The sequence below is a fragment of the Pseudogracilibacillus auburnensis genome (assembly GCF_003201975.1).
GTDB classification, from domain to species: Bacteria; Bacillota; Bacilli; order Bacillales; family Amphibacillaceae; genus Pseudogracilibacillus; species Pseudogracilibacillus auburnensis.
In genome coordinates, this window is record NZ_QJJQ01000001.1 from 202,393 (window position 1) to 217,417 (window position 15,025).

General features: G+C 35.5%; 16 protein-coding genes and 1 pseudogene. 14 read left to right on the forward strand and 3 right to left on the reverse strand.

Annotation, left to right across the window (positions count from 1 at the left end; translation table 11 throughout):
• Nucleotides 1-8: 8 nt before the first annotated feature.
• Nucleotides 9-560, reverse strand: coding sequence for a phosphatase PAP2 family protein (locus DFR56_RS00880; RefSeq protein WP_207520012.1), 552 nt, complete (start codon nt 558-560; stop codon nt 9-11).
• 311 nt (nt 561-871) lie between these two features.
• Here DFR56_RS00880 and DFR56_RS23350 point away from each other — a divergent pair.
• The 4 genes and pseudogenes from DFR56_RS23350 to DFR56_RS00900 form a co-directional block, all read left to right on the forward strand.
• Nucleotides 872-1,048, forward strand: a pseudogene (locus DFR56_RS23350) (poly(glycerol-phosphate) alpha-glucosyltransferase); the annotation flags it as partial.
• A gap of 73 nt (nt 1,049-1,121) precedes the next feature.
• Nucleotides 1,122-1,856 carry a hypothetical protein gene (locus tag DFR56_RS00890; RefSeq protein ID WP_110393542.1) on the forward strand — a complete coding sequence of 245 codons (735 nt, stop codon included), beginning with the start codon at nt 1,122-1,124 and terminating at the stop codon, nt 1,854-1,856.
• Nucleotides 1,857-2,116: 260 nt separating this feature from the next.
• Entirely contained in the window at nt 2,117-2,494 is a 378-nt protein-coding gene (locus tag DFR56_RS00895; protein WP_110393543.1) for a DUF2089 domain-containing protein, read from the forward strand.
• A gap of 5 nt (nt 2,495-2,499) precedes the next feature.
• Nucleotides 2,500-2,877, forward strand: a complete 378-nt coding sequence (locus tag DFR56_RS00900) for an SHOCT-like domain-containing protein (RefSeq protein WP_110393544.1) — start codon at nt 2,500-2,502, stop codon at nt 2,875-2,877.
• Nucleotides 2,878-2,921: 44 nt separating this feature from the next.
• Here DFR56_RS00900 and DFR56_RS00905 read toward each other — a convergent pair whose 3' ends face one another.
• Nucleotides 2,922-3,512 carry a thymidine kinase gene (locus DFR56_RS00905; protein WP_110393545.1) on the reverse strand — a complete coding sequence of 197 codons (591 nt, stop codon included), beginning with the start codon at nt 3,510-3,512 and terminating at the stop codon, nt 2,922-2,924.
• Between the two features lie 463 nt (nt 3,513-3,975).
• Nucleotides 3,976-4,980: a tetratricopeptide repeat protein gene (locus tag DFR56_RS00910; protein ID WP_110393546.1), complete on the reverse strand. Its 1,005-nt coding sequence runs from the start codon at nt 4,978-4,980 to the stop codon at nt 3,976-3,978.
• A 194-nt stretch (nt 4,981-5,174) separates the two neighbouring features.
• Between DFR56_RS00910 and DFR56_RS00915 the strand changes: the two genes are divergently transcribed.
• From DFR56_RS00915 to DFR56_RS00965, 10 genes are all read left to right on the forward strand, one after another.
• Nucleotides 5,175-5,972 carry a mechanosensitive ion channel family protein gene (locus DFR56_RS00915; RefSeq protein WP_110393547.1) on the forward strand — a complete coding sequence of 266 codons (798 nt, stop codon included), beginning with the start codon at nt 5,175-5,177 and terminating at the stop codon, nt 5,970-5,972.
• 758 nt (nt 5,973-6,730) lie between these two features.
• Nucleotides 6,731-7,156, forward strand: a complete 426-nt coding sequence (gene phnG / locus DFR56_RS00925; protein WP_342353133.1) for a phosphonate C-P lyase system protein PhnG — start codon at nt 6,731-6,733, stop codon at nt 7,154-7,156.
• A 24-nt stretch (nt 7,157-7,180) separates the two neighbouring features.
• A complete protein-coding gene (phnH, locus tag DFR56_RS00930) occupies nt 7,181-7,774 on the forward strand; it encodes a phosphonate C-P lyase system protein PhnH (RefSeq protein ID WP_158525451.1) in 594 nt (197 codons plus the stop codon).
• Complete coding sequence (locus DFR56_RS00935; protein WP_110393550.1) at nt 7,774-8,892, forward strand: carbon-phosphorus lyase complex subunit PhnI; 1,119 nt, start codon at nt 7,774-7,776, stop codon at nt 8,890-8,892. The genes phnH and DFR56_RS00935 overlap by 1 nt, the downstream gene beginning before the upstream one ends.
• The gene (locus DFR56_RS00940; protein ID WP_110393551.1) at nt 8,879-9,742 is read left to right on the forward strand and encodes an alpha-D-ribose 1-methylphosphonate 5-phosphate C-P-lyase PhnJ; all 864 of its coding nucleotides are present in this window, start codon (nt 8,879-8,881) and stop codon (nt 9,740-9,742) included. The genes DFR56_RS00935 and DFR56_RS00940 overlap by 14 nt, the downstream gene beginning before the upstream one ends.
• Nucleotides 9,735-10,574, forward strand: a complete 840-nt coding sequence (locus DFR56_RS00945; protein ID WP_110393552.1) for an ATP-binding cassette domain-containing protein — start codon at nt 9,735-9,737, stop codon at nt 10,572-10,574. Before DFR56_RS00940 ends, DFR56_RS00945 begins: the two co-directional genes overlap by 8 nt.
• Nucleotides 10,575-10,598: 24 nt before the next feature.
• A complete protein-coding gene (gene phnM, locus DFR56_RS00950) occupies nt 10,599-11,777 on the forward strand; it encodes a phosphonate metabolism protein PhnM (protein ID WP_110393553.1) in 1,179 nt (392 codons plus the stop codon).
• Nucleotides 11,778-11,796: 19 nt separating this feature from the next.
• Nucleotides 11,797-12,510 carry a phosphonate C-P lyase system protein PhnL gene (locus tag DFR56_RS00955; RefSeq protein WP_110393937.1) on the forward strand — a complete coding sequence of 238 codons (714 nt, stop codon included), beginning with the start codon at nt 11,797-11,799 and terminating at the stop codon, nt 12,508-12,510.
• Between the two features lies 1 nt (nt 12,511).
• Nucleotides 12,512-13,321 carry a PHP domain-containing protein gene (locus DFR56_RS00960; RefSeq protein ID WP_110393554.1) on the forward strand — a complete coding sequence of 270 codons (810 nt, stop codon included), beginning with the start codon at nt 12,512-12,514 and terminating at the stop codon, nt 13,319-13,321.
• Nucleotides 13,322-13,610: 289 nt separating this feature from the next.
• Complete coding sequence (locus DFR56_RS00965) at nt 13,611-14,681, forward strand: PhnD/SsuA/transferrin family substrate-binding protein (protein WP_110393555.1); 1,071 nt, start codon at nt 13,611-13,613, stop codon at nt 14,679-14,681.
• Nucleotides 14,682-15,025 lie beyond the last annotated feature (344 nt).

Here is a 15,025-nt window from a genome sequence, read left to right on the forward strand (position 1 = left end):
AACCAAACTTACGAGAAAACATACGGAAAAAACTGTTTCATCATTAAAAAGGAGAATAAACCCATTGAACTTCCTAATACTATTCCTGCTAAGACATCAGATGGATAATGTAGACCAAGATACATACGGGATATTCCAACAGTAAAACCGAGTGGCATTAAAACGATCATGAATGCCGGCATAAAGAGTCCAAATGGGACGATGACTGAAAAAATTGCTGTTGTATGACCAGATGGAAAAGAGTGATCTTTTAAAGGGTTATCTGTCACATTAATTTTTTCAAGTACTAAATAAGGTCTTCTTCGTGGGTACATTTTTTTTAGAGCCGCCACAGGAATATGACTTACTGCTAAAGAAATTGCACCAGCAAAAGCTGTAAGTTGAACGGCTTGCGTTCCAAATACCATCATGAGTAACAATGTTGATATAGTAAATGTTGCTCCACCACAATGTGTTATGGTACGAAAGAAAGTGTTCCAGTATTTTCTGTCAAAATATTGATTAACGTTGCGGAACAATTGACATTCCATTTCGTAAAACGACTTCTTTATTCGCTCCATTTACTTCTCTCCTTCTTTTTCTTCTTACACTTCTCATTTTAAATTATCATTGTAAAAGGAATGCAAATTTGATGATAAGAGTATGTAAAATTAAATCCGCTGAAGATTATTATTAGGCTTAGTTCTAATTATTTGATAAGTTCCAACAATCACTCGTTTGTAGAATTTTTATGAAAGCTATTAAGTTGTATATTTTTCTCGTTTAAAAGGCTTTACTAGATAAAAACATCGTCCAAGCTTTGGCAAGGAGAATAGTACAGATGAAAACAAAGAGAAGATTTATTACAATATATAGACGGATCATTATTAGAAATACGACCGATCATCGCGCCGAATATCAAAGAGTTGGTTTTTTCTATCCAGAGGTTGCTATGTATATGAAAAATCGACAATTAATATTAGATGGGTTCTTTATCCGTCATCATTCATTCCGCGTACGGATCGATGATGCCCAGCATTATTTATCGGGATATTTTCATCATCAAATTCCTGAGTTAAAAAGTAGTCCAATCATGAGGATTATGCAAGCAAATGTCTTTTTTAAGAGTTACGGAGGAAATCATGTTAAAAATAGATCAATCAATTACAAGGAAGTATATACCACATTTTGTCTGGACACATATAAGTACTATTAATGTAAGTGAAGTGAAAACATGGATTATTTCTTTAACTTTCATTTGGCTGAATGTATTTTGTGTATTACCTGTTGTTGGAAATACGTTTGTAAAAAGTTATTTTTTAGCGGTAATTATTCCGATTGCCATACTTAATATATGGGGTTTGGCGATTCTTTTCCGGAATTTTTACTCTGTTCAAATGGAGACTATTTATTTTATTGCCGCAAATGGTTTAGTAGGTTTATATTGTCACTTTATCGTTGCGCAGAAAATTGCTTATGCTGATGCTGGAGCGACATCTTATGCGTTTCTCATTATCTCCAGTCTTTTGTATGTAGGATTTATTATTTATTTTATTTATTATTATTATCGTCGTTTTTCGGATGTAAAGCGTGAAATGGAAAGTAAATTATTACATTTTTTAGGTGTTATACTGCTTTTTCTGCCGAGCAATGGGTATTCATTTTACCACTTTTACGTAAAAAATAATCCATTTGCAGAGTATATTACGGCGTTTATATGGTTGTTGCTCGGTATTTTCTTTATTTACATTGGAGTTCGTTTTTGTCATAAAATTCTGTTTATCAAAGCAAACTCTAATCTGTTTCGTTATCAACAACCGAGTAAAAAAGAATTAAAACAAGCGTTGGCAAAAGGAAAGAACATAATAGTACGTTAATTTTTTTAAATTAGTAGGCCCCTATCATAAGGGGTTTTTCGTTCTTCCCCTAAGAACATACATAGAGATAAAGGGAGAAAGAATGAAAAAGTTACATAAGTTGGTTAAGATACAACTTTCTTTGACATTTTTGATTAAATAAATTAATTTGTTAATTAAATATATTTACTTTTTAATGAAAATAAATTAATTATAATGATTATACTATTGATTATATTTATATTTTGTTATATACTTTATTTAGAAAGAGGGGATTTACCATGTCATATCCAGTTTTACATGCTTGCCCAGTTTGTCATCATACATTACATGTAAAAAAATTAGCGTGTTCACATTGTCAAACATCAATCGAAAATGATTTTACGTTATCAAAATTTACATCTCTTACATTAGAGCAGATGAATTTTGTGGAAGTGTTTCTTGTCAGCAGAGGAAATATCAAGGAAGTGGAAAAGGCTCTTGGTATTTCTTATCCGACTGTTCGGGGCAAGTTAAATGAAATTATTGCGATACTGGGACATGATAAACAAACAGAAGATGAAACAAGTGTAAGTAAATCACAAGTAATCAACATGTTGGAAAATGATGAAATTTCTACTCAAGAAGCAATTGAATTACTAAAAAATAAGAAAGGATGATCAATATGAAGGATGAAATTGCAAAAATTATTGTGATGGTTCAAGAGGGGAAAATTGATTCGGAGGAGGCAGGGGAATTAATTCAAGCATTAAAGGAGGATTCATCACCAGCATCTTCCAGTGGAAGTTATTTAGGAAAAATGTTAAAAATTCGCGTGAAATCAGATACACAAGAAAATGTAAGAGTAAATATTCCGGTTCGATTTGTCCGATTTCTTCTTAAAATGGGTCATGGAATCGCAGCAAATATTCCAGAAGCAAAGGAATATGTAAAAGATATTGATGTTGATCTCATTATGCATGCAATCGATCAAGAAATGGAAGGAAAAATTGTCGACATCGAATCCGATGACGGTGAAACAGTTGCCATTTATATTGAATAATTCAGAAAAACCATCTAATCAAAATAATAACGCCGAGACTTTGTCTAGGCGTTATTTTGATTAATATGTTCCACAGACTTATAACATGTTCGACAGACGGGTAAATATTTTTCATTGCCACCAATTTCAATTTGTGCTCCTTCATAGACAGGATAGCCTTCCTCATCAAAACGTAGCACCATCGTCGCTTTTTTGTGACAAAACCAGCATTCCGTCTTTAATTCCTTAATATTATCTGCGTAAATAAGCAAACTTTCAGATCCTTCAAATAGATTGTTAAAGGAATCATTTTTTAGTCCGTAACACATAACGGTTATATGATAGTCATCTGCTAGATCAGTAAGTTCGATTACTTGTTTTTTATTTAAAAATTGTGCCTCATCAATTAAGACAGAAGTTGGTCTCGTCTCCATTGATAGGACAAGATCTTTCATATCGGTATGAACATCAAATGTGTACGCATCCATTTCAAAACCTGCTCGACTCCAGATCTTCCCTGATTCGTATCGGTTATCTAATTTGGAAGTGATTGCAACCACTTTTTTTCCTTGTACTTCGTAATTATATGCCACTTTAATAATTTCCATACTTTTTCCTGCTGCCATTGTTGAATAATAGAAAAATAATTTTGCCATCGTAAGCCTCCGAACGTAAACAAAAAATATCCCATGCTTACATATTATATCAAACCGAAATGAAATTACTAGAAATAAAGCGATCATTTTTTACGAAAATAAAAGAAAGTAGAGGCCGGGGCAAAAGTGTTTTCAACAAAGAAAAACCCGAACAATTGTAGCTGCATATAACCCGCTCTGGAAATATACTACGCTTTTACCACAGGGCATAAAAGCGACATCTGTTCAACCTGCGCTATCGCTTGTTTTCACAGTGTCTCCTTTACCGCGGGCGGCTGGTGAGCCTCCGACACACAATGTTTTCGATGGGACGAACGAAGTGCAGTCCCAGGAGGTGACCGCTTTTAGCCGACCAGGAGTCTACGTATATTTCCTCCGCTAAGGTAATACATTGTTCGTCTTTAGATTTGGTCGTTTTAGTTATGTCCCAGCCCCTTTGAACGGATAGATAGCAAATGATTAATTAATCCAATTCCATCATTTCAACAAATCGCTTATGGTTAGATACTTTTTCTAATAGTGGATCTTCATATGCCCAATCTATAATAGAAGGTTCTAAATCAATCGCTTGTTCCAATACATTTAACCCTTCTTTTGTTTTATCTAGATTAATTAGAGCGATCGCTTTTCCGTAAAATATATATCCATCATCTGGATATTGCTCAGCTAGATGCTCATACACTTCTAGCGATTCTGCCATTTCGTCTATATAAGAGAGAAATACTCCTTTGTAATTTAGTGCATCATAATCTTCTCCTTCGGATGATGCAATAATTTGATCCAAGTATTCGATGGCTGACTCATACTCTTCAAGCTCTTCATGAATATGAACGAAATACCAAAAAGCGTCAATGTCATCCGGTACCTTCTCTAAATACTTTGTAAAAGATTCTTTCGCTTCGTCGTATTCGTTAAGAAAATAAAGGGATGCACCTTGACCATAAAAGCTGATTGGCTCTTCGGGTTCGAGATCAAGCGCAAGTTCAAAATAAGTCAAAGATTCCTCATAACGATCTAAATTAAGTAGAGCATTTCCCATATTAATAAATTCTTCAGGAGCATCAGGTTTTAAATCGATTGCTTTTTTCGCTTGATCAATTGCTTCTTCAAATCTACCAAGTTCATTGTATGCAACGGATTTATTATTATATATACTATCGATTTTTTCATCGAATTGTAATGCTTGATCTAATACGTCAAGAGCTTTTTCATACTCTTTAAGTTCGATATAAATTAACCCTTTTTCATTTAATAAGTATGGATCTTTCGGATACCTTTTTAATCGTTTATTCACATGCTCTAAAGCCTCATGATAATTTCCTTCATTGTAATATTCTTCTGCATAAAAGCCAGTTGAAAATAAGGGGTCTTCTTTTAAAAAATAGCTACAACCTGATAAAATCATTATAAAAGCAAACATACTTACAAACATTTTTTTCATTTTTTTGGGTAACTCCTTTTCATTCATGCACAAAATCTCCTACTATACTATACTAATCAAAACAAAATAGACGAAAAAAAGATAGTGTCAAAGTACATAAGACAAAAGTAGTGTATCATAATTTCTACTAGAAAGGTATTTTTGTTTTTAAAGAGGACAAAAAAGGGTAAAGTGTTTGTATTGTTTCATTATTCATCAAAAATTGTACAGAGGTGATGTAGATGGTAGAATGGATCGACCAAATTAACTGGTATCAGTTATTTGTTAACTGGGGAATCATTATAGTGAAGGTAATTGTTTTATTTTTTATTTATTTAGTGGTCAAAGCGATTGGAAAAAAGGCAATTGTCAAAGCGTTTGATCGGAAAAATACCAATGATCAGCTTTCGCCAGGGAGGAGAAAAACACTTCAATCAATCTCCAATAATATTTTGGCTTATTCCTTATTATTTATATTTGTTGGTATTTTATTCGATTTATTCGGTGTTGATATTAAAATGCTCATTGCTGGAGCTGGGATTGTAGGGCTTGCTATTGGATTTGGAGCCCAAGGTCTAGTTAGTGATGTAGTGACTGGATTTTTTATTTTATTAGAAAAGCAGATAGATGTTGGCGATTATGTGACTGTCGCAACCTATGATGGCATTATTGAGGATGTCGGATTAAGAACAACCCAATTAAGAGGATTTGATGGAACACTCTACTTTATTCCGAATCGTGAAATTGCAAGTGTTAGTAACCACTCTAGAGGAAATATGCGTGCACTTGTTGATATTTCGATACCTTACGAAAATGACATTGATGAAGCAATGAAAGTGATGCAAGATGCATGTAATAAATTAGCAGCTAGTGAAGGAACCATCTTAGAAGGACCTGATGTTGTTGGTGTACAGGCGGTTGATTCAGCTGAAGTCGTTATTCGTGTCATTTGTAAAACGAAAAATATGGAACAATGGTCAGTGGAAAGGAAACTCCGTAAATTGCTAAAAGAAGTACTTGAAAAAAAGGAGAAGGAATAGACTAATAATTTCTGATGCTTGCACATATAAAACAGATAGCACTAATCTAGTTGCTAGCTGTTTTTTTAATGCGTAGTACCTCCTCAATTTAAACAAATTACTCTGACTGTCTCATTTTTTCCTTGCATTTCATAATAAACATACAAATGAAGGAAGGTGATTCCGACCTACTTCCAATTCGAATATTTATCCTAGTTTGTCCTAGCCCTTCACAAATATAAAATGGGTGTCCATTGATTCGATATAGTAGTACATCTTTTTTTTGTTTTTGTACCAGCAGATAATAGGAATAGGACATTTCTTCCTTTATTTTTTCCATCGTTATTTCTACCGAAATTAAAATAGAATGTGTCCACCATCCACCTAACAAAAAGACAGTATTTATCTATAACCAAATCTGCCCCCTTTCCATTCGTACGATTTTATTATTAATTTAAAAGAGAGTAACTATGGAAGGTAAATTTGGTCTTTAGAATGAAATCGTTAGGTTAAAACTTAAAAAGCATATGGATATGTTTAATGATTGTATAGAGCATAAGAAGCCATTGCAACTTAGCAAGATCATTAACATTAGGAGGGACAACTTATAAAGCAACGTCTGTTTGAGGTGTTTATCTTATTTGATATACACTATTTCATAAATACGCATGATTATGTAAAGCTTCCTTTCGTTGAGGGAGTTTTTTACATGTATTTCATCTTGAATTTACTTTAATTCAATAATTGTAAAGTATTGTAAATGGTAAGGAGAGTGATGGATGTTGAGGCGGAAAGAAAGGACGGAAATTCTCATTCAATATGATTCTTGTTTAGCAGCACAGTTTGCAGCTGAAATTACGGATCGATACGATTGTTTTGAAATTATTGCACCACATTACGGCCTGACGATGATGAAAATGAGGGAATCTGCACAAAATAGTTTGTTTTATATTGGTGAAGTTCTCGTGACAGAATGCAAAATAGAAATTGAAAGTCATATCGGTATTGGTATAGTAGTCGGCATGAAAAATGAGCTAGCGAAACATCTAGCGATCATTGATGCTGCATATGAAGCAAATCTCCCTGAAACAGTCAATTGGAAAGAACCATTACACATCGCGCAAGAAAAAATAAATGAAACGAAAGTAAAAAAACAAGCATTATTTTTGGATACAAAGGTAAATTTCGACACGATGGAAGTGTAAATAACTCGTTATTTGGAGGATATGATGACTTTAGAGCAAGTACATTTTACTCAACATGTATACCGTAAATTATTGGACTCGATGTCTCGACCGGGTGACATTACTACCTTAACAGATGGAGAAAATCGATTCATACAATCATTTAACTGTTATCTTTCAACATCATCTTTACTGTTGACCCTATTAGATCAAGATGTTACTTATCATCTTATATCTGAAGATTCAATTAATATTTCGACTAAAATTACTGCTTATACATTAGCAAACCATGTACCTGCCAAAGAGGCGGACTTTATTATTGTCCTTGCTAACGGCGATCAAGCTAAGATGGAACATGCGTTAAAAAAATGTAAAGTTGGTACATTAAGAGATCCACATTTATCAGCGACTTGGATTTTCGAAGCAGATCGATTTTCTAGAGATGAGTTAACCTTATCGGGGCCAGGAATAAAGACAGAAGCAACGATACAACTTCAAGTACCCAACATTTTTTGGGATCTTCGAGAGGAACGGAATAAAGAATTTCCACTAGGAATAGATTGTGTTTTTACAAATAATCGAAATGAAATTACATGCATACCTAGAACGACAATGGTTGAAAGAGTGGGGATCAAATAATGGCATATGTAGCTGTAAAAGGTGGAACCAAAGCGATAGAAGCTTCGCTCAATCTTTTAAACTATGAGCGAATAAAAGCTGGAAAAATAATTGAGGTTGAAACAATCATGACCACGATGCGTAGTCTAGTAGATCAAGTCATGTCTGAAAGTAGTTTATATTCTCCATTTTTAGCGGCACTAGCCATTAAGCAAGCAGAAGGAAGTATGGAAGAAGCGGTATTTCTTTTGCGTGCACATCGATCTACAATGCCTAGACTTTATCATAGTGAAGTAATCGATACGAAGGATATGTTCATGGAACGCCGCATATCTGCTAGTTTTAAAGATATTCCTGGTGGGCAAGTTTTAGGAGCAACGACAGATTATAAACACCGTTTACTTGATTTTGATTTAGTCGATGAATCATTCATTGAAAATGAAAAATGGTTGAATACATTTAAAGAAGCTTTACCAGTAATAGAGAATGAAAAACAACTCATTCATTATCCGAAAGTAGTTAGTTACTTACGAGCGGAAGGGCTATTTCCGACATATGAACTAAATAATAAAAATCCAATAGATATTACGAAAGAAAATATTCAGTTTCCAATTGAAAGAAGTGCCCGTTTGCAAATATTAACTCGTGGGCAAACAGGGGCAGTGACGTCTTTAGGTTATGCATCTTTGCGGGGATACGGTGCGATACACCCTACTGTTGGCGAAGTTCGTTATGGGAAAGTGCCAATCCATGTTCATGTACCGACAGAAACATCAACTGATATAGAGGATCAATATTATATTGGCGAAATTAATCTTACGGAAGTTGAGTCGTTCGTGCCTATTACAGCTAAAGATAAAGACGGGGTCGATGAATTACAATTCGAAATCGGGTATGGGGCATGTTTTGGCAAAAATGAAACGAAAGCAATTGCAATGAGCATTTTAGACCAATGTTTGGAACATCCGGAAGTAGCTTTTCCAACCCATGACGAAGAGTATGTGCTACTACATATTGATACTGTTGAATCAACAGGGTTCATTTCGCATTTAAAATTACCACATTATGTGACGTTTCAATCTAAGCTAGATGCGATACGAAATGTGAAAAAGGAGAAAGCCAGTGATGAAGCTAACTAAACATTTTGCCTACTTTGATGAAGGAGCAAAAAAGGAAATAAGAAGAGCGACTTTAAAAGCAGTCGCTATACCTGGGTATCAAGTCCCTTTTGCTTCACGGGAAGTACCGATTGGCCGAGGGTGGGGTACCGGAGGATTACAAATCACTTTATCATTAATTGGAAAAAAGGATGTACTAAAAGTAATTGATCAAGGCTCTGATGAATCAGTGAATGCAGTTAGTATCAAAAAACTCGTTCAATCAACAACTGGAGTGGGATGTACAGATCAAACGAGTGCAGCAACGATTATTCAGTCACGTCACCGTATCCCAGAAGTCCCATTAACGAAGGAGCAAGTTATTGTGCTGCAAGTACCAGAGCCAGAACCTTTACGAAGTATAGAAAAAAGCGAACATAAAACGAAAACGTTGCACGCGGAAGAAGATTATAGTGGTGCATGGCTGCAATTATTCGAACAAATTATGATGTTTGGAAGGACAACGACTAATGCAAACCATCCAGTTATCGTTAATGACCGTTATGTCATGGCACCAAGTCCAATTCCCCGTTTTGATAATGAAAAACTGCATCAATCAGAAGCATTAATTTTACTTGGTGCTGGACGGGAAAAGAAAATTTACGCAGTACCGCCATACACGAGTGTAAGATCGCTTGCTTTTGATGATTATGCATTTTTAGTCGAAAATTTTAAGGGGAAAACATGTCGCTTATGTGGTGCGGAAGATGTTTTTTTAGATGAACTAGTGAATGAAACAACGAAAGAAACGGAATACCAGTGTAATGATACAAGTTATTGTCTGGAACGATTAAACAACGAAACGACAGAAGAGGTGGGAGAGTATGTTTGAACAACCGCTTCTACAAGTGAAAAATGTAACAAAAAAATATGGTGCCGGCTGTCAAAAATGCATGTCCTACTGTTCTACTAAACTAATTAAAAATTATTGCTCTACATGTCGAACGGTCTATGCATGTCGCAACGTTTCATTTGATTTATATACTGGAGAAATTCTCGGTATTGTTGGTGAAAGTGGTAGCGGGAAATCAACTTTAATGCAATGTTTATATTTTGACGTTGAACCTTCATCAGGGATCATGTATTTTGATCATCCTGGGCTGAAAGAGAAAAATTTATTCCATTTATCTGCACAGCAAAAAAGACTTATCCGTCATAAAAAATTTGGCATGGTCTATCAAAATCCGATCCATGGATTGAAAATGCACTATTCAGCCATTAGTAATATTGGCGAAAAACTAATCGCAGCTGGAGACCGAAACGTCGCCAAAATGGAAAGCATCGGCAATATGCTACTCAGGGAAGTAGAAATTCCAGTATTTCGTTCCAAAGAAAAGCCACTTCATTTCTCAGGTGGTATGCAACAGCGAGTACAAATAGCGAAAGCATTATCGAATAATCCACCGATTTTATTTTTGGATGAAATAACGACAGGACTTGATTTATCTGTACAAGCAAATGTTTTAGATTTAATTAAAAATATCCAAATGGAATACGGGGTTAGTATGATCGTCGTCTCCCATGATTTAGCTGTCATTCGAATGCTCGCTGATCGAACATTAGTGATGTTAGACGGTGAAGTAATTGAAGAAGGATTAACAGATCAAATATTAGAAGACCCGCAACATCTATATACCCAGCAATTAGTTTATTCATTAATTTAACTGTCATACAGGAGGTTTCGCACGATGTACATTATCCATAATGGTCTCATTGTAACGGAAGAAGGAATAGTAGATGATCAGGCGATCGTAACGGAAGGAAGCTATATTCATTCTATTATCCCGGCTACCCAAATGAAAGAATACCCAGAAGCAAAATTGATTAATGCCCAAGGTGGTTATGTGACCCCAGGGTTTATCGATATTCATTCCGATTATATTGAAACGATCGCATCACCTCGCCCAACGAGTATGATGGATTTTAATATTAGCTTACGAGAAGCAGAGAAAATTCTTGTTAACAACGGGATAACGACGATGTTTCATTCTTTGTCCCTTCATAAGGAAGATGTGTTTACCCAAAACCCGATGCGTACCCCGGAAAATGTCCAACAAATGGTCGAAATGATTCATGAAACGAGTGATGAACTTCATTTAATTCGTCACCGACTACATGCTCGTTTTGAAATCGATCATACATTTGGAGTCGATCAATTAATTGACAATATTGAACAAAATAAAGTGCATTTATTATCTTTTATGGATCATACACCAGGCCAAGGACAATACCGAAATTTACAAAAATACTATGAAAACTTACGAGGCTATCGTGGAGCTACATACGATGAAGTGCAAACGATCATTCTTGAAAAACAAACGGCTGAAACGATTTCTTTTAAAGATATTCAAAGGATAACAAAACTAGCTACTGAAAAACAGATAGCTGTTGCATCTCATGATGATGATAATATTGAAAAACTTCATTTAGTTCGATCGTTTGGTACGACAATAAGTGAATTTCCAATTACGCTTGAGGTGGCTAGAGAAGCGAAAAAGTTAGGTTTATATACGATTGTCGGTGCACCAAATGTATTATTAGGTAAATCTCATTCGGGAAACTTATCGGCAATTGAAGCAATTGAACAAGGTTGTGCAGATATTTTATGTAGTGACTATTATCCAGTTGCCTTATTACATGCAGTATTCCATCTCCATGAGAAATATGGCTATGATTTGCACGATATGTTTCAAATGGTGACAATCAATCCTGCAAAAGCAGTTAAAATGGATCACGAAATTGGTTCGATCAAAGAAGGAAAAAAAGCAGATCTACTCATTATTGAAAAAATGAATGATGGATATCCGATGCTGACAACAACGATGGTGGATGGTGTCATTATCACGGAAACGAATTATCGTATTTAAAAGTAAAGGAGCTAAAAAAGTGGCTATTTTACAAGTGAAACAGTTGAGTAAGTCTTTTCAGATTCACCATTTACAAAAAAAGATGCAAGCAGTAAAAAATATTCATTTTTCGTTACATAAAGGCGAATTTATCGGGATTGTTGGAAAAAGTGGTAGTGGAAAATCGACGATCTTAAAAAGTATTTATCGAACCTATTTACCTGAAGAGGGAGAAATCTTGTACGAATCAGCCCGTTTTGGTTGTTTAGATTTAGCAAAAGCAACCGCAAGGCAAATCATTTATTTACGAAAACATGAGATTGGCTATGTGTCCCAGTTTTTAAATGTGATGCCCCGAATTACCTCACGCCAGCTCGTCGAAAATGCATTACTGGAAGTCGATTACCCAATTGAATTAGCAAAAGATCGTGCTGAGGAGACATTACGTCATTTTGATCTTGATGAGGCATTATGGGATGCATACCCGAATACTTTCTCAGGCGGAGAAAAATTACGGCTTAATATTTCCATTGCAACGGTAAAGAAACCAAGATTACTATTACTAGATGAACCGACAGCAAGTTTAGATGCGATCTCTAAAGAAAAAGTGCGACAAATCATTGAAAAGTTAAAGCGACAAGGAACAACTTTAGTCGGAATTTTTCATGACTTAGCATTTATGGAAGGACTTTGTGATAAAGTTTTTGAAATGGAAGCCCAACAAACGAATACATTCGTAAAGGATCGTGTATGAGATGGCGGCTGATCTTCATGTTCACAGTTACTATTCTGATGGATTTCATTCAATGGAAGACGTTGTTTTAAGGGCTAAAAGAAAAGGAGTAACAGAAATTAGTTTTGTTGACCATGATTGTGTGACAAATCGTGTACAAGCAAAACTTTTGAGCGAAAAATACAATATTGCCATTATCCCCGGCATTGAAATATCAGCTTATGATTTTAAACGAAATCGGAAAGTCCATATTTTAGGATATGGGTACGATGGAAGAGCCCAAAACATTCAAGATTTGTGTGAAATCATTTTAAAAAGAAGGCATGAACATTCGTTAAAACAAATTGAGCAAATTAAAGATGCTGCACATGACATTGATCTAGATGAAGTTTTGTCCTATGCGGCATATAGCGAAGTCATCTATAAACAACATATTATGCGTGCATTAATTGGCGCACCGTATAGCTCATCTTCCTACCAACAGTTATACAGATCCCTTTTTAAAGGAAATGGTGTGGCAGCTGGAGATATTACGTATGTCTGTGCCATTGAGGCAGTGGAGGCAATTGTCGCGGACGGTGGTCTTGCAGTACTGGCGCATCCTGGTCAACTAGATTCGTTTGACTTTGTTCCACAACTAGTTCAGCACGGTCTAAGAGGCATTGAACGAAACCACCATGACCATACAATGCATGATTTAAAACATACAGAGGAATTAGCAATTAAATACAATTTGATCATGACGGGTGGATCTGATTTTCACGGGTTATATGGGAAAGACATTGAGGTAGGGGAAATAAGAAGTCCTGAGTTATTAAGCGATAAAATTTAATTGCTTTGTACGTTTGCAACGCTTTGCTCTAGGAGGCTGAGACAAAACTAAAACGGCAATCTAAAGACGAACAATGCATAAAATGAGCGAAGTATATTTCCAGAGCGGGTTATATGTAGCTACCATTGGGATTTTTCTTTGGTGAAAACACTTTTGTCCCAGCCACCTAGAAAAATTCTCTGAAGCTGTTGTTTGTTCATTTAAGGGGGGGATGCTCATCGAATAATACGAGCTATGGAATTAGTAAATTTGTTCATAAATTTAAAATGATGAAGGAGCGTTTACATTAATGAAAAACAAATCGATTTTTCTTCTTGTACTAACCATTTTTTTAGTCATTTTAGCTGCATGTGGTGAAGGTGGAGCCGAAGAAAAGACAGATGCTTCAGGTTCGGATTCTGGTAGTAGTAATTCTGATGATGTGATTAATATCGTTTGGTATCCAAATGAGTCTGGAAACGATTTGAAAGCTTCAAGAGACGAAATAGGAGCAATTATTGAAGAGGCAACAGGAAAAACAGTCGAACATCAATTAACGACGGATTATGCGATTGCCATTGAAACGTTAGTGAATAATAATGCTGCTTTAGCTTTTATGGGTGCAGTTGGCTATATTGAAGCTAAAAATGGTAATGACTCCATTGAGCCTGTAGTAGTCCAATCAGGAGCATCGGGTACATTAGATGATGCCATTTACTACAGCTGGCTAGCAGTGGATGTAGATGCACAAGATGATTTTAAAATAGATGGAGAATTTTCACTTGATACGTTAGAAGATAAAAGAATGTCATTTGTTTCAAATAGTTCTACTTCAGGGTTTGTCGTACCTTCTTCCACTATTATTGACTATTTTGCAGATAGCTCGGATTATTCAGATTTAACTCCTGAAGATTTAATGGAAGGTGGATCTCTTTTTTCTCAAGTTTTATTTGGTAATTCCCACCAAGGATCGGCTGTAAATTTAATCAATGGCAATGCTGATGTTGCAGCATTTTGTGATGGTTGTGTTGAAAACTATGTGGAAGTAGCGGAAGGGGAAGAAAACACAGCAGGCGCTGTTTACCGTGTGATAGAAGGAGCGGCTGAGCCATTTAATACAGTTGAAGGAGAAGAGTTCATCCTAATGAGCGTGACACCAGTATTAAACGCACCGATTGCAGCTAATTTAGAAGTGATTGGAGAAGAAGATTTTAAGAAAGTACAAGAAGCACTTGCCTCTGATGATACAGCAAACAATGAAGGAATTTTCGTTCCTGAGGATTCAGAGGAAAAAGGGTTATTTTCTAAATCAGATCAAGAGAGGTTTGTTCCTGTAGAGGATGATTGGTTTAACCCAATCCGTGAGTTGTCTAACAAGTAAGATTGGTTGAGTCTACTTAATAAACAGAAATTCCATCTAAATCAATAGTTTTTACTCGTTTTTATCGTTATAAAGTGCAAGGTGATTTTTAGGGAGCCGTACGATAGCAATGCTAAGATAAAAATAACTAGAACATGTTTATGAAGGGTATTACCAAGATAAATTGGAGCAATACCGAACGTGATAGAAGTGTAAAGGGCTTGACTGTTTTACCAATAAACCTTTTGCACATCAATCCCATTGAAATGAACTACTCTAATTGTCTGGAGCGAAAGTGACTGACTCCTGCGGGAAAAGCACGAATCTGAAGACCCCGCAGGAAGTGATTTTCTTCCGAGGCGGGT

What these genes read in the sequence shown, in the direction of transcription:
- DFR56_RS00960 (WP_110393554.1), top strand. Translation starts at nt 12,512, where the DNA reads ATGGCGGCTGATCTTCATGTTCACAGTTACTATTCTGATGGATTTCAT.
- DFR56_RS00890 (WP_110393542.1), top strand. Translation starts at nt 1,122, where the DNA reads ATGTTAAAAATAGATCAATCAATTACAAGGAAGTATATACCACATTTT.
- DFR56_RS00880 (WP_207520012.1), bottom strand. Translation starts at nt 560, where the DNA reads ATGGAGCGAATAAAGAAGTCGTTTTACGAAATGGAATGTCAATTGTTC.
- DFR56_RS00945 (WP_110393552.1), top strand. Translation starts at nt 9,735, where the DNA reads ATGTTTGAACAACCGCTTCTACAAGTGAAAAATGTAACAAAAAAATAT.
- phnM (WP_110393553.1), top strand. Translation starts at nt 10,599, where the DNA reads ATGTACATTATCCATAATGGTCTCATTGTAACGGAAGAAGGAATAGTA.
- DFR56_RS00935 (WP_110393550.1), top strand. Translation starts at nt 7,774, where the DNA reads ATGGCATATGTAGCTGTAAAAGGTGGAACCAAAGCGATAGAAGCTTCG.
- phnH (WP_158525451.1), top strand. Translation starts at nt 7,181, where the DNA reads ATGACTTTAGAGCAAGTACATTTTACTCAACATGTATACCGTAAATTA.
- DFR56_RS00915 (WP_110393547.1), top strand. Translation starts at nt 5,175, where the DNA reads ATGGTAGAATGGATCGACCAAATTAACTGGTATCAGTTATTTGTTAAC.
- phnG (WP_342353133.1), top strand. Translation starts at nt 6,731, where the DNA reads ATGTTGAGGCGGAAAGAAAGGACGGAAATTCTCATTCAATATGATTCT.
- DFR56_RS00910 (WP_110393546.1), bottom strand. Translation starts at nt 4,980, where the DNA reads ATGAATGAAAAGGAGTTACCCAAAAAAATGAAAAAAATGTTTGTAAGT.
- DFR56_RS00905 (WP_110393545.1), bottom strand. Translation starts at nt 3,512, where the DNA reads ATGGCAAAATTATTTTTCTATTATTCAACAATGGCAGCAGGAAAAAGT.
- DFR56_RS00965 (WP_110393555.1), top strand. Translation starts at nt 13,611, where the DNA reads ATGAAAAACAAATCGATTTTTCTTCTTGTACTAACCATTTTTTTAGTC.
- DFR56_RS00940 (WP_110393551.1), top strand. Translation starts at nt 8,879, where the DNA reads ATGAAGCTAACTAAACATTTTGCCTACTTTGATGAAGGAGCAAAAAAG.
- DFR56_RS00900 (WP_110393544.1), top strand. Translation starts at nt 2,500, where the DNA reads ATGAAGGATGAAATTGCAAAAATTATTGTGATGGTTCAAGAGGGGAAA.
- DFR56_RS00895 (WP_110393543.1), top strand. Translation starts at nt 2,117, where the DNA reads ATGTCATATCCAGTTTTACATGCTTGCCCAGTTTGTCATCATACATTA.